The 20,236-nt window shown below is 47.5% G+C and carries 19 protein-coding genes; 11 read left to right on the top strand and 8 right to left on the bottom strand.

The genetic code is table 11. From position 1 onward, the window contains the following. Positions 1-11: 11 nt before the first annotated feature. The 3 genes from mptB to GJR95_RS26715 form a co-directional block, all read right to left on the bottom strand. Complete coding sequence (mptB, locus tag GJR95_RS26705; protein WP_174260234.1) at positions 12-1,337, bottom strand: polyprenol phosphomannose-dependent alpha 1,6 mannosyltransferase MptB; 1,326 nt, start codon at positions 1,335-1,337, stop codon at positions 12-14. Then, positions 1,334-2,854 (bottom strand): cellulose synthase family protein, encoded by a 1,521-nt coding sequence (locus GJR95_RS26710; protein ID WP_162388766.1) that lies wholly within the window; start codon positions 2,852-2,854, stop codon positions 1,334-1,336. Before GJR95_RS26710 ends, mptB begins: the two co-directional genes overlap by 4 nt. A gap of 74 nt (positions 2,855-2,928) precedes the next feature. Continuing rightward, positions 2,929-3,615 (bottom strand): glycosyltransferase family 2 protein, encoded by a 687-nt coding sequence (locus tag GJR95_RS26715; protein WP_232540873.1) that lies wholly within the window; start codon positions 3,613-3,615, stop codon positions 2,929-2,931. Positions 3,616-3,772: 157 nt separating this feature from the next. Between GJR95_RS26715 and GJR95_RS26720 the strand changes: the two genes are divergently transcribed. The 4 genes from GJR95_RS26720 to GJR95_RS26735 all read left to right on the top strand — a co-directional run bounded on the left by GJR95_RS26720 (position 3,773) and on the right by GJR95_RS26735 (position 6,932). Then, the gene (locus GJR95_RS26720) at positions 3,773-4,573 is read left to right on the top strand and encodes a Rossmann-like and DUF2520 domain-containing protein (protein ID WP_162388767.1); all 801 of its coding nucleotides are present in this window, start codon (positions 3,773-3,775) and stop codon (positions 4,571-4,573) included. A 295-nt stretch (positions 4,574-4,868) separates the two neighbouring features. Next, positions 4,869-5,321 carry a hypothetical protein gene (locus GJR95_RS26725; protein WP_162388768.1) on the top strand — a complete coding sequence of 151 codons (453 nt, stop codon included), beginning with the start codon at positions 4,869-4,871 and terminating at the stop codon, positions 5,319-5,321. Positions 5,322-5,332: 11 nt separating this feature from the next. Further along, positions 5,333-5,839, top strand: a complete 507-nt coding sequence (locus tag GJR95_RS26730) for an anti-sigma factor (RefSeq protein WP_162388769.1) — start codon at positions 5,333-5,335, stop codon at positions 5,837-5,839. 67 nt (positions 5,840-5,906) lie between these two features. Further along, positions 5,907-6,932, top strand: coding sequence for a WD40/YVTN/BNR-like repeat-containing protein (locus tag GJR95_RS26735; protein WP_162388770.1), 1,026 nt, complete (start codon positions 5,907-5,909; stop codon positions 6,930-6,932). 63 nt (positions 6,933-6,995) lie between these two features. Here the strand turns inward: GJR95_RS26735 and GJR95_RS26740 are convergent, their stop codons facing one another. Genes GJR95_RS26740 through GJR95_RS26750 form a run of 3 tightly spaced genes read right to left on the bottom strand, consistent with a single transcriptional unit; the run spans position 6,996 to position 10,766 of the window. After that, positions 6,996-9,227 carry a xanthine dehydrogenase family protein molybdopterin-binding subunit gene (locus tag GJR95_RS26740; RefSeq protein ID WP_162388771.1) on the bottom strand — a complete coding sequence of 744 codons (2,232 nt, stop codon included), beginning with the start codon at positions 9,225-9,227 and terminating at the stop codon, positions 6,996-6,998. Further along, positions 9,224-10,219 (bottom strand): FAD binding domain-containing protein, encoded by a 996-nt coding sequence (locus GJR95_RS26745; protein WP_162388772.1) that lies wholly within the window; start codon positions 10,217-10,219, stop codon positions 9,224-9,226. Before GJR95_RS26745 ends, GJR95_RS26740 begins: the two co-directional genes overlap by 4 nt. A gap of 4 nt (positions 10,220-10,223) precedes the next feature. Further along, positions 10,224-10,766 carry a (2Fe-2S)-binding protein gene (locus tag GJR95_RS26750; protein ID WP_162388773.1) on the bottom strand — a complete coding sequence of 181 codons (543 nt, stop codon included), beginning with the start codon at positions 10,764-10,766 and terminating at the stop codon, positions 10,224-10,226. A gap of 551 nt (positions 10,767-11,317) precedes the next feature. Between GJR95_RS26750 and GJR95_RS26755 the strand changes: the two genes are divergently transcribed. Further along, positions 11,318-12,910 carry an ABC-F family ATP-binding cassette domain-containing protein gene (locus tag GJR95_RS26755; RefSeq protein WP_162388774.1) on the top strand — a complete coding sequence of 531 codons (1,593 nt, stop codon included), beginning with the start codon at positions 11,318-11,320 and terminating at the stop codon, positions 12,908-12,910. Between the two features lie 291 nt (positions 12,911-13,201). Then, positions 13,202-14,287 (top strand): hypothetical protein, encoded by a 1,086-nt coding sequence (locus tag GJR95_RS26760; protein WP_162388775.1) that lies wholly within the window; start codon positions 13,202-13,204, stop codon positions 14,285-14,287. 97 nt (positions 14,288-14,384) lie between these two features. Here the strand turns inward: GJR95_RS26760 and rocD are convergent, their stop codons facing one another. Next, on the bottom strand, positions 14,385-15,632 hold the full coding sequence (gene rocD / locus GJR95_RS26765) for an ornithine--oxo-acid transaminase (protein ID WP_162388776.1): 1,248 nt from the start codon (positions 15,630-15,632) through the stop codon (positions 14,385-14,387). A gap of 167 nt (positions 15,633-15,799) precedes the next feature. On the opposite strand from rocD, the gene GJR95_RS26770 reads away from it, so the two are divergent. From GJR95_RS26770 to GJR95_RS26785, 4 genes are all read left to right on the top strand, one after another. Next, positions 15,800-15,967 (top strand): DUF5522 domain-containing protein, encoded by a 168-nt coding sequence (locus GJR95_RS26770; protein ID WP_162391875.1) that lies wholly within the window; start codon positions 15,800-15,802, stop codon positions 15,965-15,967. A gap of 63 nt (positions 15,968-16,030) precedes the next feature. Then, positions 16,031-16,270 (top strand): 50S ribosomal protein L28, encoded by a 240-nt coding sequence (rpmB, locus tag GJR95_RS26775; RefSeq protein ID WP_162388777.1) that lies wholly within the window; start codon positions 16,031-16,033, stop codon positions 16,268-16,270. Positions 16,271-16,415: 145 nt separating this feature from the next. Next, positions 16,416-17,138: an RluA family pseudouridine synthase gene (locus GJR95_RS26780; RefSeq protein ID WP_162388778.1), complete on the top strand. Its 723-nt coding sequence runs from the start codon at positions 16,416-16,418 to the stop codon at positions 17,136-17,138. A gap of 89 nt (positions 17,139-17,227) precedes the next feature. After that, a complete protein-coding gene (locus GJR95_RS26785) occupies positions 17,228-17,527 on the top strand; it encodes a Dabb family protein (protein WP_162388779.1) in 300 nt (99 codons plus the stop codon). A 50-nt stretch (positions 17,528-17,577) separates the two neighbouring features. Here GJR95_RS26785 and GJR95_RS26790 read toward each other — a convergent pair whose 3' ends face one another. Beyond that, on the bottom strand, positions 17,578-17,991 hold the full coding sequence (locus GJR95_RS26790; protein WP_162388780.1) for an Ohr family peroxiredoxin: 414 nt from the start codon (positions 17,989-17,991) through the stop codon (positions 17,578-17,580). 405 nt (positions 17,992-18,396) lie between these two features. Here GJR95_RS26790 and GJR95_RS26795 point away from each other — a divergent pair, with 405 nt between their 5' ends. Next, entirely contained in the window at positions 18,397-20,178 is a 1,782-nt protein-coding gene (locus GJR95_RS26795; RefSeq protein WP_162391876.1) for a tetratricopeptide repeat protein, read from the top strand. Positions 20,179-20,236 lie beyond the last annotated feature (58 nt).

Here is a 20,236-nt window from a genome sequence, read left to right on the forward strand (position 1 = left end):
CCTATTGCCAGTCAGTACACAGGCATTTTTTGTCTTGCTTTGATCACATCAAGTAATATTACAACCGCCACAATACCGTATTCTACCGATGTCAGCCACAGATTTTCATGATAGGGTATTGTCCGATAGGTAAAGTACGAAACAGGAATTAGCGCAGACCAAATCAACGGATACCAAAATCGGGTGAAGACCGAAGCGGCAACGACTGTGGTGATATACCAGGGATGTACCGTCGTTGCAAAGCCGAAATAGAGCGTCAGTATCGCCAATACCTGCGCTGGAACAGATACGTTACGCCACCGGAACGAAATCCACAAAATGCTTAGCGTTGTCGTAATCGACAGCCAGAAGCCAATGGTTTGAATGGCATTATATCCCTTCATCCAATAACCAATAGACCGCAGAACATAATACACACTGGCATTAAATTCGAATTTCTGAAAATACAGATTTACACTCGATCCTACATTTTGAACCAGTTCCAGACTAGCGAATGGCAAAAACTGAAGAATAGTGAAAACACCCGCTAGCGTGGCATAAACCATTCCCTTTCGCCAGCCCAGCCATCGAACTATCAGTGGCAACAACAACAAGGGCAACAATTTTGTACCAATGGCCAGCGCCAATGCGCCCGCGGAGCGTATCCAGCGTTCTGTCAAAAGCCACCAGCCAGCCAGTAGCGTAAAAAAGAGCATAACGGCCTCAAAATGCAGATTACCTGTCAGTTCAAGGATAACCAACGGATTCAGGCCATAAAATAAAGCCAGATTGGGGTTACGGTTCAACCGGCGAAGTAGCCTGGTCATTAGCCAGAGCGACCCTATTTCACTGAGAAGAATTGGCAAACGTAACCAGACAATACTACCCAATAAACTATGTGGTGATAGCCATGCAGCCAGTCCGAATATAGCCTGATTTAAAGGCGGATAGACGGTGAAATAATCTGGAGAATTAAGTTGCTGAAACAACACCCGGTCTAAACTGGCCGTGGCAGCTAAATCGGTTTCAACAAGTCTGGATGGCAGATACAGATACGGATTAAATCCATGTGTCAGCAGACGCCCATCCCAAACGAATCGATACACATCGTCGGAAAGGCAGGGAACGGCAAAGAGCAATAAGAGTCTAAAGCCGATTGCCGAGGCAAACAGCACACGATCAATCGGCTCTTCGCGCTGCCTGTCAATCCGGCGAATCGCCCATGCATACCCCAGAAATAAGATAGTGAATAAACCAATCAACCATCCGAATTCCTGACGGGGAACGAAATAGGCCAGTATAACGTACGAAGTGGCCGATAAAATCAACCAGAGAAAACGAAGCGGGGTTACGATCATACGCTCACCGGCACCGGGCGAGCCAACCGCACAGCAGGGCTGGCCGGTCGGCGTCCCGATTGGATGAGCGAATATACAGCGACCATTCCAAACCCAACCATCAGCATACAATGCAGGAAGAACATCCGGAAATCATGAATGTAGACAGCCAGCATCAACCCTCCGAAAAAATAGATGGCTAAAGCCCCTTCGGCCAGTGTCAACCAGCTCAGCTGACGGCTAACATACTTATTGGCATCCCAACGATCAGCAGCTGTTTTTACATTGAATTTAGGGGTGCGAATGAACGGTGTTTTTCGCCCGATATACCCTTCAATGACGGCAATTGTATTGTGCAGCGATAAGCCCATCATCAGCGACGAGTACATGGTAAAATACCAGACTAATTTTGACTTGCTCCCCTGTTTCAGTAACCAGAACGGAATGCCATAGAACGAGATCAGAATAAGCAGATTAACCTGAAACAGATTGATCACAAAAAACACGTTTTCCCACTCCGGATGTCGATGACGAATATAAATGAGTGGCACGCTCAACACACCAAGCAGCAATACCAGAATAAACGTAGCACTACTGAATAAGTGAAAAAACGCATGGAGCTTGCTAACAAACGAGATATCTGATGCCTTCAGAACTTTTACGAACAGTTTGCGGGCACATTCGGCGGCACCCTTCATCCAGCGGTATTGCTGTGACTTTAGCGCATTCATCGCTACGGGCAATTCAGCAGGCGAACCAACATCTTCCCGATAAACGAATTTCCAGCCGCGCAGTTGAGCCCGGTAGCTTAAATCGAGGTCTTCAGTGAGGGTATCGCTCTGCCAGCCACCAGCATCGGCAATGGCGGACTTACGCCAAACGCCCCCGGTACCATTGAAGTTAGCCAGAAAACCGGCAGCATACCGCCCACTTTGCTCAATGGTAAAATGAGCATTTAGTCCAAACGCCTGTAGCTGGGTCATCAGCGAGAAATCTTCGTTAAGATGCTCCCAGCGAGTTTGCACAATAGCTACTTTCGGGTCGCTGAAATGGGGTATCGTTTTGAGCAGAAAATCGGCATCGGGCACAAAATCAGCATCGAAAATCGCGATAAATTCACCTTTCGCAAACGCCAGTCCATAAGCCAGCGCACCGGCCTTAAACCCTTTGCGTTCCGGCCGCTGGACATGCTCGATGGCAAAGCCTTGCCGTTGATACGCTTTCACTTTATTGGCAATGATCTGTACGGTTTCGTCGGTAGAGTCATCGAGTACCTGAATATCGAGCTTATCTTTAGGGTAATGCATCTGCATCACGGCGTCGATTAATCGCTCAATGACGTAGAGTTCGTTATAGACTGGCAACTGTACGGTTACGCGGGGAAATCTATCTGGCTCTAGTGTACCAACCGACAGAATAGCTTCCCTGCGTTTTCGTTCAGAACGCAGGTAGATGATAATCAGGCTTAACTGGCCACAGTTGTAGAGAAACAATAGCCCTAAAGCCAGCCCATACAGAATCAGGACTGAAATTTCCATATTGTCGAAAAAACAAAATTGATCTAACGTTGAGTTCGTTGCCGGGCAATTATCAGAAATTGCCCGGTCATTAATTACCAGTACTTGAAAATCGTCGTAATAATCTTGTAACCTGCCAGAACCGTGCCTTTCACCGTTCCTGAAATTTTTGAGAAACCAATTCGCTTCCGATAGTTAACCGGAACCTCTGTAACCCGTAGCCCTTGCTTTGCTGCCTTCAGTTGCATCTCAACAGTCCATCCGTACGTTGTATCCCGCATGTTCAAAGCCAGCAGTTTATCAAATCGAATCGCCCGAAACGGACCCAGATCCGTATAACGAACCCCATACAGCCACCGGAGCAACGTTGTCGCCAGCCAGTTACCAACCAATTGCTGTGGTGTCATCGAGCCCCGTTGCCGGTTACCCAGTGCCCGCGACCCAATCACCATATCTGCTTCACCGTTTAGAATGGGGGCTACCACCTGTGTCATTTCGTTGGGAAAATCCGAATAGTCAGCATCAATGAAAACAACAACATCTGGCTTTTGTTGTCGATTGTGAGCGTAGGTAATTCCGGTCAAACAAGCCCGTCCGTATCCCTGAATTGGCTCGTTCAATACGGTGGCACCAGCACGGGCTGCTTCAACCGCCGTTTGGTCATTCGAATTGTTGTTGACCACGACAACTTCATCCACCAGACCTACCGGAATTTCACGGATGACGTTGCCAACTGAGTTTTCTTCATTGAAGGCAGGAATGATAACGAGAATAGAATACAAAATATAGCTGAGCAGTTTGTGTGAGCAAGAAATTGGTTTAGTAAGGCGAATAGCAAGGGCCTGGTTTAGTATTGCTTTATCCCAATTATCGATTCGCTCATTTATCCATCCCAAAGATAGGATGCCAAATTCAATCAAAATGTCATATACTTGACATATGGAAATATCCTTTATTGGTGCGGGTAACCTCGCCTGGCACCTTGCTCCAGCCCTCGAAAACGCGGGACATCACATCAATGAAGTTTACAGTCGGCAGCTTCAGCATAGTCGTCAGTTGGTTAGTAATCTCTACGATGCCCGGACACATTCAGATCTGAATTTTGCTGACAGCCCTTCAAAATTATTCGTTCTGGCCGTTCCTGACGACGCCCTTGACTCGGTCTGTTCTCGACTCGTATTGCCCGAAAACGCTACACTTGTTCACACATCAGGCAATAAATCGCTCAGTGCCCTTCAAAACTGGATGACTATTTACAGCGATGTTCCGGTGCAAACGGGTGTATTTTATGGATTACAGACGTTTACCAGAGGTCAGTCTTTTATGGACTTCAGCGGGATACCCCTCTGCATCGAAGCATCTGACAAAGTAACGGAAGACGCTCTCGTTAAGCTAGGGCAGGAGTTAAGTGATATTGTTTACCTGCTTACATCATCGGAACGCCAAACGCTCCACCTGGCAGCCGTCTTTGCCTGTAATTTCACCAATCACCTGTTAAGCATTGCTCATGATCTGAGCACAGCCGATGGCCTGGAATTCGAGTTACTGCAACCCATTATCCGCGAAACGATTCGCAAGGGACTGGCGGCCAATAATCCCGCCGATGTTCAGACAGGGCCGGCCCGCCGGGGTGATCTGACAACGATTGAAAGCCATTTATCCCAGTTATCATCTCAACCGCAACTAGCCGAAATTTATCAGATCATGACCGAAAGTATCAGGCATCAGTATGGTCGATGAATCAATTAATAGTATAGGTTTTCAACAATCAGCTTTTGTTGTACCACTGGTAACTTGGTTTTACCTTTACCTAAGTCACATTTAATAATTTACCAAATACTTGGGCAGAATCAACAAATGATATAGTTTTACTTTATTTTTAAACAAATTTGATATACCTACTGCTCATGTAACTAACTCATTTGCGTATATTTCGGATTGTTAGTACTTTATTGAGCAACCTATTCTCAAACAATATTGAGAATTATACTAACCAGTGATCCTTTGATGGAACAGGTGTAATTAATTGACCGGTATGGGTGCGTTAAAACGATTAGACGGAACGTCTGCTTCCGAGGGCAGTTCTGCGGATACTGAGCGACTTGCGTTGTACGAAAAATTTGGGGCTATGGCGTATGGCGTTATCCTACAGATAATTCCCCAACCTGAGCTGGCACAGCAGGTTTTAGTCGATTTATTTGCCTCTCCTGAAATGGATCAGTGCCTGAAAGCGCCGACAAGTCTGGCCTGTAATATAATTCGGCTAGCCCGTACCAAAGCGCTCGAAGCCAATAGGATCGCAACCTCAGCCAATCCATTACCCTCTGAATCACAACAATCCGGGAACGACAATACAGAGAAGCTTATTTTTGATCTATCGTTTCGTCAGGGCTATGCGCTCGGAGCGATTGCCGAACGATTGCAAATGCCATATGCAGATGTTATGAAGTCCATTCGCGATTATTTTAAGTATCTTCGTACATCTTAACTGTCCTCGCCTTGAAGAATTATAACTATTTGACAAATGGCGTTTTAGAATCATATCTATTAGGCCTGGTGTCTGACGATGAGAAGCAGGAGGTAGAACGTTTGTTGACTACTGATCCGGAAATATTATCTCATTTGAATGAGTTGGAAACAGAAATGGAGCAGTATTTTTTGCGTAACGCTGTTCCTCCGCCACCGGCCGTCAGGAAGGCAATTCTGGAAAAAATCAATAAGAACGAGCTCAAAAAGCGCGATCCGGAAGAGTACACCCGTTTCAAACCAGATTCATCAGACGAGCCCACAAAGCCCAATTACATCGATGTTGAGGTAGATGATACCCACATTCGGGTGCATAAATACTGGCGCCCGGCTTTTATTGCCGTGTTTATTCTATCCAAGATTTTTTTGATCCTCGGACTTTACTATTATTTCAAAACAAACAGTCTCGAACAGGAAATTATCCGGCTTAAAGCAGCCTCTCAGCAAACATCCCCACTGCCATCTGGTGTAACACCTTAGGTTACATTTGGGTTGATTGACTGTCATAAGGCAAACGAATTGCCCGTTTACAGACAATCTCTTTCCCATGAAGCAACGTATAGTTATTGTTTTAGCCTATTTCTCTTCTTTCGTTCCTGCCATTGCCCAATGGCAATTACAACCAGTTCAAACTACTGCCAGCTTTCGATCAGTGAGCGTCTCAGGGTCTAATGTTGCCTGGATTGGCGGCACGCAAGGCAACTTTGTTCGCACAGCAGATGGCGGTCAAACCTGGCAAACGGGTAGTGTTCCGAACGCCCAGTCATGCGATTTTCGCGATGTACAGGCCATTGATGGGCAAACCGCTTACTTAATGAGTGCTGGCCCAGCCGAAAAAGATCAGGCTCGCATCTACAAAACAACTGACGGCGGAAAAACATGGGCGCTCCTGTACAGAACGCAGCAACCCGGTATTTTCTTCGACGGAATGGATTTCTGGGATAAACAGCATGGCATTATTTTCAGCGATCCAGTCGATAACAGATGGTTCATCCTCACGACCGACGACGGTGGAAAAACGTGGCAACCTGTGCCTCCCGGCAATATACCCCTGATGCACCCTAATGAAGCTGCCTTTGCAGCCAGTGGCACCAGCCTTGCCATACAGGGCAAACGAAACGTATGGATTGCCTCGGGTGGAGCCATCAATTCACGCGTATTTCGCTCCAATGACCGGGGCCGGACCTGGAGCGTCAGCAATACGCCGTTACCAGCTGGCGATGCTACGGGTTTGTTCGGAATGCAGTTTTTTACCGAGAAAGTAGGAATGGTTGTTGGTGGTAACTACAAACAGGAGCAACAAACCGGCCCCAATGCAGCCATCACCCGCGACGGTGGTGACACCTGGCAACTCGTTGCCCAAACCGACCCGCCTGGTCTTAAAGAAGCTATTGCGCTTATTCCTGGTGATCGTTTGCTTACAGTAGGGCCATCGGGCACGAGTTTATCGGCCGATCAGGGCCAAACGTGGCAAAAACTCGATACGGACGGATTCCACTCCCTCGCCTGTGCAAAAGGTACCTGCTATGCTGTAGGAGCCAAAGGAAAAATAGCCGTACAACGATTTAAATAAGTGGATTTAGTAAGGGGAAGGCTGTGGGAATCGCCTAAGCTTCCCCTTACTAAATCCACTTATTTACAGGAGTTTATCCAATGTAATCGGCAAGTCCCGAATTCGTTTACCAGTAGCGTGAAAAACGGCATTGGCAATGGCGGCTGGCATACCTACAATGCCGATCTCGCCAAGGCCCTTCGCTCCGAGAGGATTCACGATTGTATCCTGTTCTTCAACAAAAATTACGTCAAGATCATGAATATCAGCGTTAACGGCTACATGGTATTCGGCCAGATTATGATTCATGAATCGACCAAAATTGTGATCCATCACACTTTCTTCTTCAAGTGCTTTACTAATCCCCCAAACCATGCCACCAATAATTTGGGAACGGGCAGTTTTGGGGTTCATAATTCGGCCACCCGCAATGGCGCTCACAGCCCGCGTTACCTGAACCGTTCCCAGTTCTTCATCGACCTGTACTTCGACAAATACTGCTGAATGGGTATTTCGGGCGTATTTTCGTTGTTCCAGCATATTCGGAAACGAAGTCGAGATCTCCCGAACTGCCCGGCCTCCGTTTGAATCGACTACAGCCTGCAATGAAACAGATTGGGTCGGATCGCTTTTCAGACGAATGGATTTGTTGATGAACTCGACTTCGTCAAGGCTTTTTTTCGCAAACGGAGAGCCCGGTATCTTCTTCGCCAGTTTGAATAGCGTTTTACGCAGATCTTCACAAACTACCTTTACAGCAGAGCCGACCGTTGCCACCGTCCAGGAACCACCCTGAATGGGCGCTAAGGGCAGATCAGAATCGCCCAGTTTAAACAGCACATCCTCCACCGGAATCCCAAGCACATCAGCGCCAATCTGCGTCATAACAGTGTATGTTCCGGTTCCGATATCAGCTGTAGCACTGCTTACGCGCAATTTTCCGTTGACCATCAGAACGGCCTCTGCCCGAGCGGGCATCTGCATAGCATCCCAAATACCAGTTGCCATTCCCCAGCCAATGAGCGTATGATTGTTTCGCATTGATCGGGGTTCGGGGTTACGCTTAGCCCAGCCAAATCGCTCGGCACCCTGACGAAAACATTCTTTAAGCTCTTTGCTCGAATAGGGCAGGTCTTCGTTCATGTCCCGGTCTGTATAATTTTTCAGACGCAATTCGAGCGGGTCCATCCCGAGCTTATAGGCCAGTTCATCTACGGCACATTCAATCGCCGACAGGCCCGTTACACCACCTGGTGCCCGCATGTCGAGTGGCGTGTATACATCCAGTGGAACCAGCTCGTAAGTAAGCCTGACGTTTTCTGCGGAATAGAGCATGCCCGCCCAATTAACCACTATTTCAGTATAATCTTCAAACTGTGAGGTTTCTGCAATGGCATCGTGACGGATGGCCTTCATCGTGCCGTCGAAAGAACTACCGAAAGCTACCGTCTGTATTGTAGCCGGACGATGCCCAAATGTGAACATCTGCTGGCGAGTCAGCGTCACCCGTACCGATCGTTTCAGTTCACGAGCGGCCAGCACTGCCAAAAACAATTGATACTGAGGACGTAACCCCGATCCGAAACCTCCCCCAACGTAAGGCGATAGTACGCGCACATCACTAAAGGGTATATCAAATACCTGAGACACATATAACTGACTATTGGGCGCGCCCTGGGTCTTGTCATAGATCGTCAGCTTCCCTTTCCGCTCATAAACCACCGTAGTGGCAAACATCTCCATAGGATTGTGATGCTCAATAGCATGAACATACTCCTCCATCACCTGCACGGGCGATTCAGCGAAAGCCTCCTCAAAATGGCCGCGAGGTTTAGGCGGTGGTGGCTTCAATAAGCTCGCTACACCCAGCTTGGGTTTACGAGCTTCGTCCCGATTTGCTTCCAGATCCGTTTCGTGCGGTTCAACGGTATAATCGACCTTAACCAGCGAAGCTGCGTACCGGGCCAGTTCAAAGGTTTCGGCCACAACCAGCGCAACAGGCTGGCCACTATACTTTATTTTCTCATCATGCAGTGGCCTGAATGGTGAACCAGGGGGTGCATCCTGGTCTTTATAATTTAGATCGAACCACGCCAGTTTAGGCCGGTTCTCATGCGTAAAGACCTGTAAGACCCCATCAAGACGAAGGGCATCACGTGTATCGATGTGGTTTATTTTGCCTTTGGCAATAGCGCTGGACACCACATATCCATAGGCTAAACCCGGCACATTGAACTCACCGGCATATTTAGCTTTGCCAGTCACTTTATCGAGCCCATCAACACGGCTCAGTGGCTTTCCGATATATTGAGTCATACGGTTGGTTCAAGTTTAGCGGCCTGCTCTAACGCCCGCACGATGGCACGTTTAGCCAGTTCAATTTTGAATGAATTATGTCCATATCCCCGCGCACCCTCAACCAACGCTTCCGCTACGGGCTGAAAATTGGTTTTAGTGGCTGGCTTACCAATCAGCATAGCCTCTACTTCCTGCTTTCGCCAGGGCTTATGCGCTACACCACCTAATGCAATTCGGGCATCGGTAATCTGGCCATCTTCCATGTCGAGAGCCGCAGCTACCGATACCAGGGCAAAGGCATACGAAGCGCGGTCGCGAAGTTTGAGATAGGTATGATACTCAGGAAACCCTTTTGCGGGTAAATCAATAGCGACCACTAATTCGCCGGGCTGTATGGTATTGTCGTATTGCGGCTCATGGCCTGGCAACCGATGAAAATCAGCAATTGGAATGGTTCGTTCACCCGATGGTCCCGATACGCGGACAACTGCATCGAGCGCACGTAAGGCAACGCACATATCCGATGGGTGCGTCGCGATACAACTCTCACTCGTACCCAGAATAGCATGAATACGGTTGTAGCCGTTCATGGCACCACATCCAGAACCGGGCTGGCGCTTGTTGCAGGGCATTGCCGTATCGTAGAAATAATAGCAGCGTGTGCGTTGAAAGAGATTTCCACCGTTCGTAGCCATATTTCGCAGTTGAGGAGACGCTCCCGCCAGAATAGCCTGCGACAGGAGTGGATAACGCTTTTCTACCTGCTCATTATAGGCCGTATCAGCGTTTGTTACTAAAGCACCAAGCCGCAGACCGCCGTCTTCAGTATCCTCAATTGTGCTAAGCGGGAGCCGATTAATGTCGATGAGTCGATTGGGCCGTTCGACATTCTCCTTCATCAAATCGAGGAGATTCGTACCACCAGCTATAAATTTAGCCCCATGGTGAGTTGCCAAATCGTCTACGGCAATCTCAATGGCATCGGGACGGGCGTAAGAAAAGCTATTCATAACATCAGGGCTTTATATCAATTTGCATTACCTCACTAATCGCATCTACAATGTGGGGATATGCACCACAGCGGCATATATTACCACTCATCAACTCCCGAATGTCGTCGGCAGTGCGCACCCGCCCTTCGTTGATCAATCCTACGGCCGAACAGATCTGGCCCGGCGTGCAATAGCCACATTGGTAGGCATCATGCTCAATGAAAGCGGCCTGAAGCGGATGTAATTGAATAGAAGAACTGTCGCCTTCACTGGCAATTCCTTCGATAGTCGTTATTTCGGCCCCTTCTTTCATGATCGCCAGCGTCAGACACGAATTAATCCGCTTCCCATCAACCAGCACAGTGCAGGCACCACACTGTCCATGATCGCAGCCTTTTTTGGTGCCGGTCAGGTTCATATACTCTCGTAGCGCGTCGAGTAAGGTTGTCCAGGGAGCTAGTTCGAGTTGTTTTTCCTCGCCGTTTACGGATAACGTAACCAATCGTTTGACTGGCAACGAAACCTCATTCTGAAGGATCTCAGGAGGTAAGAGTGTCGTCTGCATACTGTCTATTAAGCAATAGTTAATCAGATGAATGGTAGAACGGACCCTTTAGGCGGATGTTCAAAAATCCACAGGAGCAACTCCTATTCAGGGAATTGACTTATCGACCGGCCCGGCCAATCGCGTAAAAACTTGCTTATTTTAAGTATCAGGAAGCTCGTTGCCGCCGTTTTTCCTCGTGGTGATGTGGTGTCGGTTTTAAGAAACCGACACCACATCACCACGAGGATGGTTGTTTTATGCCTTACCAGCATTATCTTTGCATCGTTAAAGACGAATCACTCTTTCCATGTAGGATTTAAGTAAGATCGATGGTTATCTACCATCATCTGTTCCGGCTCAGCGGAACGTTTTGGCAAAAAATTGTCAATAGGCTACTTACACAGCCCCTCTGTGTAGTGGCAATTACTTAGATCTCATGTAATTCTCCTTCCATAAGGGGCAATGTCGAATTGCTCAGTCAATAAGATAGCAAACGCCATCACGGGCTTGTTTGGCTATCCGTATTTCTATTCTTCCCATTCGTTTATCACATTCAATTTAGTACAATCATGAGTATTGTAGCTAAGTCACTTTCCTATATACATCCCGATGGAGAGGTGCTGTTTCAACGCATTAACGTATCCATACTTACTGGCGAAAAAGCAGCTTTAGTAGGCAATAATGGCGCAGGCAAATCAACTTTTCTGCAACTAATTGCAGGCAGTATTCTACCGCTCGAAGGCGAAATTATTCTTTCGGGAAAACCCTATTACGTACCCCAGCATGTAGGTCAATTCGATGATTATTCAGTAGCAAAAGCATTAGGAATACAGGAGAAGCTGAACGCCTTACAGGCCATTCTCGACGGTGATGCATCTTCTCAAAATTTTACCGCTCTCGATGATGACTGGGAGATTGAAGAACGTGTAACTACCGCACTGGCTTATTGGCATTTACAGCATCTGGATCTTTCTCAGACCATGAATTCATTGAGCGGAGGAGAGAAAACAAAGGTTTTTCTGGCGGGAATAGTCATTCATTCTCCTGCCATCATCCTCCTTGACGAGCCCTCTAATCATTTGGATTCAGAAAGCCGTGATTTACTCTATGAGTTCATCATAAAGAGCAAGGAAACCATTCTTGTGGTTAGCCATGACCGTACACTGTTAAATCTACTGGACAAAACACTGGAACTGAGTAAAAGTGGAATTGAGGTCTATGGCGGAAATTATGAGTTCTATAAGGACCAGAAAGCTGGCAAATTAAATGCGCTGCACGATCAACTGGACGAGCAGGCGAAAACGCTGAAACAAGCCCAGCAGAAAGCCAGAGATATTGCAGAACAACGTCAGAAGAAAGAAGTCCGGGGAAAGGCACAGGGACAAAAACAATCGTTACCCCGCATTATTGCCGGTGGACTTCAACGCAAAGCCGAGCAAAGTACCGCTAAATTGAAAGATGTTCAATCCGAGAAAATAAATGGCATTGCGGATAACCTTAAACAAATCAGGTCCCAAATTCAGGAAAATCAGGTCTTAAAGCTCGATTTACGAAAATCTGATTTACACAAAGGGAAGGTGCTGATCGATGCCAGGGCTATAAATTTCTCCTATAACGACCAGTACCTTTGGCAATCTCCTTTGACCTTTCAAATTCGTTCTGGCGATCGAATCAGGATAGCCGGAAATAATGGTTCCGGCAAGACGACGCTTCTGAAACTAATGACAGGTAATTTACAGCCGTCGGCCGGAGTACTTTTCAGGGCTGATTTCCAGCATGCCTACATCGACCAGGACTATTCGATCATTGACAACCAGCTTTCGGTTATTGAGCAGGCACAAAAATTCAATACGCGACCGCTGCTGGAGCATGACCTGAAAATGATGTTGCACCAGCATCAATTTCCCAGGGAGAGTTGGGACAGGAAATGCGCTGGACTCAGCGGAGGGGAAAAGATGAAACTGGTACTTTGCTGTTTAGAAATCAGCAATAATACGCCCGACTTACTCATTCTGGATGAACCTACCAATAATCTGGATGTGCTTAGTCAGGAAATACTGACAACGGCGGTGAAGAGTTTTAACGGTTCTGTAGTCGTCATTTCACATGACCACTATTTTATTGATGAGATTCTGGTAGAGTCAACGATTAGTCTGAAGTAATGCTGGTCACCCGTTGAGCCAATCGGTGAACCTTTAGCTAAGGTAAATGGCAGTGGTTCAATGGATATTCTGCAATTGCTTACCTTAAAAATTGATTTTTTTAAGGTAAGCAATTGGTTCACAAAGGTTTTCATCTGTAAATCTCTCCCGTGTAGCGAATGAGAGATTTACAGATGAAACCAGTAAAGGCATTCGTCGATTCCTATCTTGACACTTTACTCATATGCCCTAAAATAGCAGCCCGTACTTGTTCGTTATTCTGCCGTGTTGAACGATTAACGCTGCTCGGTTATGCCTGTAAAAACGGCTTTATCACTACCCACTATTTTAGTAAGTATGGCCCTATGCGGCCCCCTGATGGCTCAAACGCCAGCACAGGAAACATTCATCTGCAAATACACGGGCGGAAACAATGGTCCGCAGGTTATCTGTGCAAACACGAACGCGCCCTCTATCGGCCACGCCGAACGTGTGGTAGACCGAATATTAAAACCAATTGGCCTGGTGCGCAACTTCAAGGTTATGGAATGTGCCAATACCGACAATTGCTTTGCCACAGTTGTTAAAGGCCAGCGTTTTATAATTTATGATGCGGCTTTCATGCAAGGTATCGAAGAAGAAACCGAAACCGACTGGTCGGCCATCAGTATCATGGCACACGAAATCGGCCATCACCTTCAGGGGCACACGATTGATGGACGGGGCGGTCAGCCGCTCAAGGAAATTGAAGCCGATAAGTTTTCGGGATTTGTTCTGCATCAGCTGGGTGCATCGCTCGATGAAGCGACCGTAGCCGTCAGGGCACTCGGCGACGAACATGCCACATCAACGCACCCGGCCAAACCTGTCCGCATCGAAGCGATCCGAAAAGGCTGGCTGGAAGCTGAAGCGATGTACCCCAAAAATCGGACAGCCGTTAAGACCCCAACAGCGATGGCTCCCAAGCCTATCGCTACGAACACCAATACAACAGCTGCCCCATCGCGACCCGTTGTTGCGCCCACTTCCACCGCCCGCGCAACAGTAGGCTGTGTTTCCGGCGACTGCCAGGATGGAACAGGAACCTTCGTGTATCCCACCCGCGAACGCTATGCCGGTGAATTTGAAGAAGGCGATAAACACGGCGAAGGAGTCGAGTATTACGCCGATGGTAAGGTAAAGTACAAAGGTAACTTCCGGGATAACCTTCGTTCGGATTACGGCGTTTATTTCTTCCTGAACGGCGATAAGTATGCGGGCTGGTTTCAGAAAAACGTACCGAATGGCAAAGGGACCTACTATTTCGCAGATGGCGGCCGTTTGGTGGCAACCTTCAAAAATGGTCAGCCAATGGGAGGTGGCGTTTTTTATAATGCCGACGGTACGAAAGCGGAATAAACAACTAGTAAGGCAAAGCGGTGGGCGAACAGGAGAAATGGGTACTACTGACCCAGGCTCCCATCGCCTACCGCTTTACTTTGCTCCAGGCTATTGGCTAAAATGCCAGCGCCGTCTTTTCAATAATGTCGCATGCCTCGTGCATCTGGTCTTCGTTAATGACGAGCGGAGGAGCAAACCGTATTTTATCGCCGTGAGTTGGCTTGGTCAACAGACCGTTGTCTTTTAGTTTAAGACAGATTTCCCAGGCCGTTTCGGAGCCAAGTTCGGGCCGTTCGGCAATGACAATGGCATTGAGCAAGCCTTTCCCACGAACAGATTTGACGAGGTCGGTTTTATGGCTCAACGCAGTCATACGAGCCCGGAAAATGTCACCCATCGCAGCTGCGTTCTCCGCCAGTTTCTCGTCTTCAACGACCTGAAGCGCTTCCATCGTAACAGCACATGCCAGCGGGTTGCCTCCATAGGTGCTGCCGTGTTCGCCAGGTTTAATAGTCAGCATTACCTCGTCAGACGTCATCACCGCCGATACGGGCATTGTTCCACCAGACAGGGCTTTACCCAATACCAGCAGATCAGGCTTTACGTTTTCATGATCGCAGGCAACCCGCTTACCCGTTCGGCCAATTCCGGTTTGCACTTCATCGGCAATAAACAGGACATTGTATTTTGTGCACAAATCGCGAACACCACGCAGATAGCCTTCGTCAGGTACAACAACGCCAGCTTCGCCCTGAATAGGCTCAACCATAAATCCTGCAATATTCGGATCGCTTTTAAAGGTATCCTCCAATGCATTCAGGTCGTTGTAGGGAATGATAATGTAGCCGGGAACCAGCGGCCCAAAGTCGTTTGTACTGCTGGGATCTGTCGATGATGAAATGGCAGCCAGGGTACGCCCCCAGAAATTTCCGGCAGCATAGACGGTTTTAGCCTGGTTCTGCGGGATGCCTTTCACTTTATAGGCCCATTTGCGGGTTAACTTAAGAGCAGTTTCGCCCCCTTCAGCTCCTGAATTCATGAGCAGCGCTTTATCATAGCCAAAATATTCGCAGAGGAATTTTTCGCACAGACCCGTTTTATCGTTATAAAATGCCCTCGATGTAAGCGTTAGCCGTTGCGCCTGCTGAATCATTGCATTAATGATCCGTGGATGGCAATGACCCTGGCTAACCGCACTATAAGCCGACAGAAAATCAAAGTAACGTTTCTCCTCCACATCCCACACAAAGACACCTTCGCCCCGCGTCAATACGGCCGGAATCGGATGGTAATTATGTGCACCGTAGTGCCATTCCAGTTGCATGGCCTGATCGGCGGCTGAAATCGGTGTTGTCGTTTCCATAGCTCGCTGTGAAATAAGTTTAATATATTTAGGCGCCAGATGCTGGATTTTAGCCGTTGGTCGATTGATACTGTGCCTAACCAGTAGTCAATGCCAAAACTCAATACCCAAAATCAAACAGGCCGCTTGCTTCAAAAATACAGTTATTCAGGCATATGCCCAAAAGCATGTCATCGCAGCCAGAGAAGAAAAAAATTGCAGGTTTAGACGAAACTGATTATTACTATACACCCGAAGGTTTTGTTGTTTTTACTGCCGCCTATCATCTCAAACGAGGTCATTGCTGCAAAAATGGTTGCCGTCATTGCCCCTATGGATTCAAAAAAAAGGAGTAATGAGTTGCAGATTATGAATAGATTAGGTAATTTTGCGCCCTCATACGGAAAACGAGTACGGTAATGGCCAGAGTTTGTCAAATAACAGGAAAGCGCACGCGTACGGGAAACAATGTTTCTCACGCCAATAATAAAACCAAGCGTAAATTTTTCCCGAACCTGCAAAAGAAGCGGTTCTTCGTCGAATCAACCGGCGAGTGGGTTACGCTGAAAGTGGCTACATCGGCCATTAAGACCATCAACAAAAACGGTCTGGAAGCAACGCTCCGCAAGGCATACGAGCGCGGTACGCTGTCGGTATAGTCTTTCGCAAGATATTTATCAGTGAGCCTCTTCCGCTACGGAGGAGGCTTTTTGTGTTTGTAATTACGGTTTTGAGTTTACGGTATTCGGCCCTACTAGGCCGGCTTCACTAAATTGACAATCGTAAAACCAAAAACGGTTTTTCATGAAACTGAACTTTGAAGACCTCATCGTTTTCGAAAACGATGATTATATACTGATCAATAAACCACCTCACGTAGCCTCGCTCGACGAACGCACGGTTGACCGGGGTGGTCAAAGTATTGTGCGCATGGCAAAAGCCTACCATGCTGATGCACAACTCGGCCATCGGCTGGACAAGGAAACATCGGGAATTCTGGCCATCGCCAAAAATCCGGAGGCTTATCGGCATCTGGCAATGCAGTTTGAGCACCGTGAGGTTACGAAACGCTATCATGCCGTTACGAATGGTGTACACGATTTCGACGGCATTTCGGTCTATTTGCCCATTTCGCCCATCAAGGACGGAACGGCTGTCCGAATTGACCGAGAGAAAGGCAAGGTTGCTGAAACAATTTTCAATACGCTACAAGCCTATCGTACGACCACGCTGGTCGAGTGCATGCCCATTACGGGGCGAATGCACCAGATTCGGGTCCATCTGATGTGTCTGAAAGCGCCAATTGTCAACGATCCGACCTATGGAGGTGAACCCGTCTTTCTGTCGGATGTGAAGCGTAAGTTTAATCTTAAGCAGGGCACCGAAGAGCAACCGTTAATTCATCGTGTTGCGCTCCACGCTCATTCATTGACATTCAGCCTGTTGGACGGCGAAGAGAAGACATTTATAGCCCCCTATCCTAAAGATTTTGGCGTACTGGTGAAGCAGTTGGAAAAATTTAGTTGAGTCGTTTATGGCTTTCGGTTTACTGTTTATGGTAGTTTCGCACCGGCCTACAAAAGCTATAAATTGTAAACCGATAACTATAAACCCAAATGTTCGTTCATACCGTTTTCTTCTGGCTTAAACATCCCGAAAACCGGGATGACCATGATGCTCTCCGGGCTGGTCTGGAATCACTGAAAGCTGTACAGGAAATTTCGGCTGCCTACATCGGTACGCCCGCCGAAACCCGCCGACCCGTAATTGATCACTCCTACGATTTCACGCTAACGTTTGTCTTTACCGACAAAGCAGCTCATGATGCGTATCAGGTGCATCCGATTCACGAGGCATTTGTGGCCAGTTGTTCTCACCTGTGGGAGCGCGTGCAGGTGTATGATGGTGTAAGTTAAGCACAGGAGCAGGGAGAACGAACACCATCGATTTTCCCTGCTCCTCGCTTTTAGACCAATACTTCTACTTTTATATCCATATTTCCTTTTACGGCCTTGGAGTAGGGACAAACAGCGTGTGCCGTTTCGGCCAGCTGCTGAAGTTCGTCGTGATCCATACCGGGTGCTTTCACAACAATCTTACCCGACAGAAACATACTCTCTCCGTCTTTATTGAGTGAGATACTAACCTCAACAGCATGTTCGGGCAGGATAACTTTCTTCCTTTTGGCAATGCCCATTAGTGCACCGTTGTAGCAGGAGCTATAGGCCGCAGCAAACAACATTTCCGGGTTAGGTTTTCCACCTTCTCCATGCATTTCAACTGGCCGACGGATATCCATTTCCAGAATACCATCAAGCGATTTAACATCCCCCTCGCGCCCGCCGACATTGCTGACGGTGGCTGTATACAGCGTTTCCATTCGTTGAGTTTTTAATTTATTGCTTTTACGTAGCAAATGATTAACCGTACCTGTCCAGAAAGGTTAATTATATCAATGACTTTCCCTCCGGGAATAGCCTGGCAATGGCCTATTCAGTAATTAATAGGCCCGTCTATCACATAATGTTCTGTTTAGCCAGAACCAGATTGTATATTTCTAAAAAACGGCGAAACGGTTCTGGTCATAAAGGCAAAGAATTTGCTGGGATTTATGTAAACATACCAACACCTAATTGGGCTCTTACCCGTTCAGTTCATCCATGGGTTGCCAACATTCAATCATTTTGAACTACCTTTGCCTTAGGGCTTTATTTAAACTAAAAGCGCAATAGAACGGGTTGAGCCGCGTTTTTCGTTAATGATGCACTACGACACGCAGACCAACATGAATACATCATACAGATTTCTTCTTAATCATCGACTTATCGGGTTAGTTGGTTGCCTGAGTATGGTGCTATGGCTTACGGCATCGCCTGCAGTAGCGCAACGTAAACGCATCAAAGCTGACTCGACCATTGCCAAACCCGGATCAGGTTCAACAACCACGGTTCGGATGGAAGAAGAAACGCTATTTGCTGAAGGAATGCGGTTTATGATGACCGATGAACCGGCAAAAGCCATTGCCCAGTTTGGCAAAATCCTGCAGAAATACCCCAACAATGCAGCTGCACAATACTCAACGGCGAATGCCCTGATAAAAACCGGCAAAACCACCGAAGCCATTCCTTATGCTTCTAAAGCCTATTCGCTGGATAAAGAGAATAAATTTTACGCCCTCCTGCTGGCAGAACTTTATGTCAAACAGAAACGCTATGTTGAAGCCGAAGAGCTCTATGAAACGCTGCTAAAAAAAGGCACCGAAAATGTAGAGTATGGCGTTGAACTGGCCGCGATTTACCTTTTCGACGAAAAACCTGATAAAGCCCTCGATACCTATAACAAGGTAGAACGGGAGTTGGGACTGAATGAAGAAATTACGCGTCAGAAACAGCGAATCTACCTTAAGCAGAATAAAATTGACAAAGCGGTTGAAGAGGCCGAGAAATTAGTTGCTTCGGAGCCAGGTGATCCTGATTATCTTCTCGAAGGTGCCGAACTACTCATCGCCAACGACCGTACTGACCAGGCCATCACCTGGATCGATAAAGCGCTGAAACTTAATTCAGATCTACCTCAGGCACACGTTCTGCTGGCCGATATTTATCGAAAAAAGGGCGATATGGCCCGCGTTAGCAAAGAACTGAATCAGGTCCTTTCCAATCCGAATCTGGAAGCGGGGTTAAAAGCCCGCATTCTGTCGAGTTACGTTGGCATGACCGGAGAAAACCCTACGGCCCAACAGGATGCGCTCAGTATGGCGCAGAATTTAGCTAAAACCTCGCCAAACGACCCCAAAACACAGGTGATGGTTGCGGATTTACTGATGCAGCAGGGCAAGAAAGTTGAAGCGCGTGACGCCTACGCCAAAGCGGCTCGTTTAGATGGATCAATCTATGAGGTTTGGGGCGCCTTATTGCAATTAGATGGTGAATTGAATCAGGTAGATAGTTTGCTCGATCACTCCCAAAAAGCGCTCGAAGTGTTTCCGACACAAGGGCTTTTCTGGTATTCGAATGGATCGGCCAATCTCTATAAGCGGAAGTATCAGGAAGCTGTCGATGCGTTGGAAGAAAGTAAAAAATTGCTGGCTGCTACCTCGAACAACGAACTCAAGAAAGGCATTGAAGCCCAATTAGGCGATGCCTATAATGGCCTTGGCGATCACGCAAAATCCGACGAAGCCTACGAAGCGGTGCTGAAAGTAGACCCATTGAACGATCACGTTCTCAATAACTATAGCTACTTTCTGTCATTGCGGAAAGCAAATTTGCCACGGGCTTTGCAGCTGGCTCAAAAGCTCGTAGAACGGAATCCAACCAATGCAACCTACCTGGATACCTACGCCTGGGTGCTCTATATTTCGAAAGATTATGCCAAGGCAAAGCAATATCTGGAAAAAGCAGTGGCCGATCCGGCGGGTGTAAGCGGAACGATTATCGAACACTATGGCGATGTTCTCTATCAGCTTGGCCAACCCGACAAGGCGGCCGAGCAATGGAAACTTGCGAAAACAAAAGGTGGTGGCAGTCCCGATTTAGAAAAGAAAATTGCCACCGGAAAGTTGTAAAACGGTTTCTGACGTATGGTTTACGGTTTATAGTTTACGATTAAGGCTGCTGACGGTT

Source organism: Spirosoma endbachense (assembly GCF_010233585.1).
Lineage (GTDB): Bacteria > Bacteroidota > Bacteroidia > Cytophagales > Spirosomataceae > Spirosoma > Spirosoma endbachense.

Excerpts from the sequence above, each read along its gene's own strand:
- mptB (WP_174260234.1), bottom strand. The coding sequence starts at position 1,337 with ATGATCGTAACCCCGCTTCGTTTTCTCTGGTTGATTTTATCGGCCACT.
- GJR95_RS26710 (WP_162388766.1), bottom strand. The coding sequence starts at position 2,854 with ATGGAAATTTCAGTCCTGATTCTGTATGGGCTGGCTTTAGGGCTATTG.
- GJR95_RS26720 (WP_162388767.1), top strand. The coding sequence starts at position 3,773 with ATGGAAATATCCTTTATTGGTGCGGGTAACCTCGCCTGGCACCTTGCT.
- GJR95_RS26725 (WP_162388768.1), top strand. The coding sequence starts at position 4,869 with ATGGGTGCGTTAAAACGATTAGACGGAACGTCTGCTTCCGAGGGCAGT.
- GJR95_RS26735 (WP_162388770.1), top strand. The coding sequence starts at position 5,907 with ATGAAGCAACGTATAGTTATTGTTTTAGCCTATTTCTCTTCTTTCGTT.
- GJR95_RS26740 (WP_162388771.1), bottom strand. The coding sequence starts at position 9,227 with ATGACTCAATATATCGGAAAGCCACTGAGCCGTGTTGATGGGCTCGAT.
- GJR95_RS26745 (WP_162388772.1), bottom strand. The coding sequence starts at position 10,219 with ATGAATAGCTTTTCTTACGCCCGTCCCGATGCCATTGAGATTGCCGTA.
- GJR95_RS26750 (WP_162388773.1), bottom strand. The coding sequence starts at position 10,766 with ATGCAGACGACACTCTTACCTCCTGAGATCCTTCAGAATGAGGTTTCG.
- GJR95_RS26755 (WP_162388774.1), top strand. The coding sequence starts at position 11,318 with ATGAGTATTGTAGCTAAGTCACTTTCCTATATACATCCCGATGGAGAG.
- GJR95_RS26760 (WP_162388775.1), top strand. The coding sequence starts at position 13,202 with ATGCCTGTAAAAACGGCTTTATCACTACCCACTATTTTAGTAAGTATG.
- rocD (WP_162388776.1), bottom strand. The coding sequence starts at position 15,632 with ATGGAAACGACAACACCGATTTCAGCCGCCGATCAGGCCATGCAACTG.
- GJR95_RS26770 (WP_162391875.1), top strand. The coding sequence starts at position 15,800 with ATGTCATCGCAGCCAGAGAAGAAAAAAATTGCAGGTTTAGACGAAACT.
- rpmB (WP_162388777.1), top strand. The coding sequence starts at position 16,031 with ATGGCCAGAGTTTGTCAAATAACAGGAAAGCGCACGCGTACGGGAAAC.
- GJR95_RS26780 (WP_162388778.1), top strand. The coding sequence starts at position 16,416 with ATGAAACTGAACTTTGAAGACCTCATCGTTTTCGAAAACGATGATTAT.
- GJR95_RS26785 (WP_162388779.1), top strand. The coding sequence starts at position 17,228 with ATGTTCGTTCATACCGTTTTCTTCTGGCTTAAACATCCCGAAAACCGG.
- GJR95_RS26790 (WP_162388780.1), bottom strand. The coding sequence starts at position 17,991 with ATGGAAACGCTGTATACAGCCACCGTCAGCAATGTCGGCGGGCGCGAG.
- GJR95_RS26795 (WP_162391876.1), top strand. The coding sequence starts at position 18,397 with ATGAATACATCATACAGATTTCTTCTTAATCATCGACTTATCGGGTTA.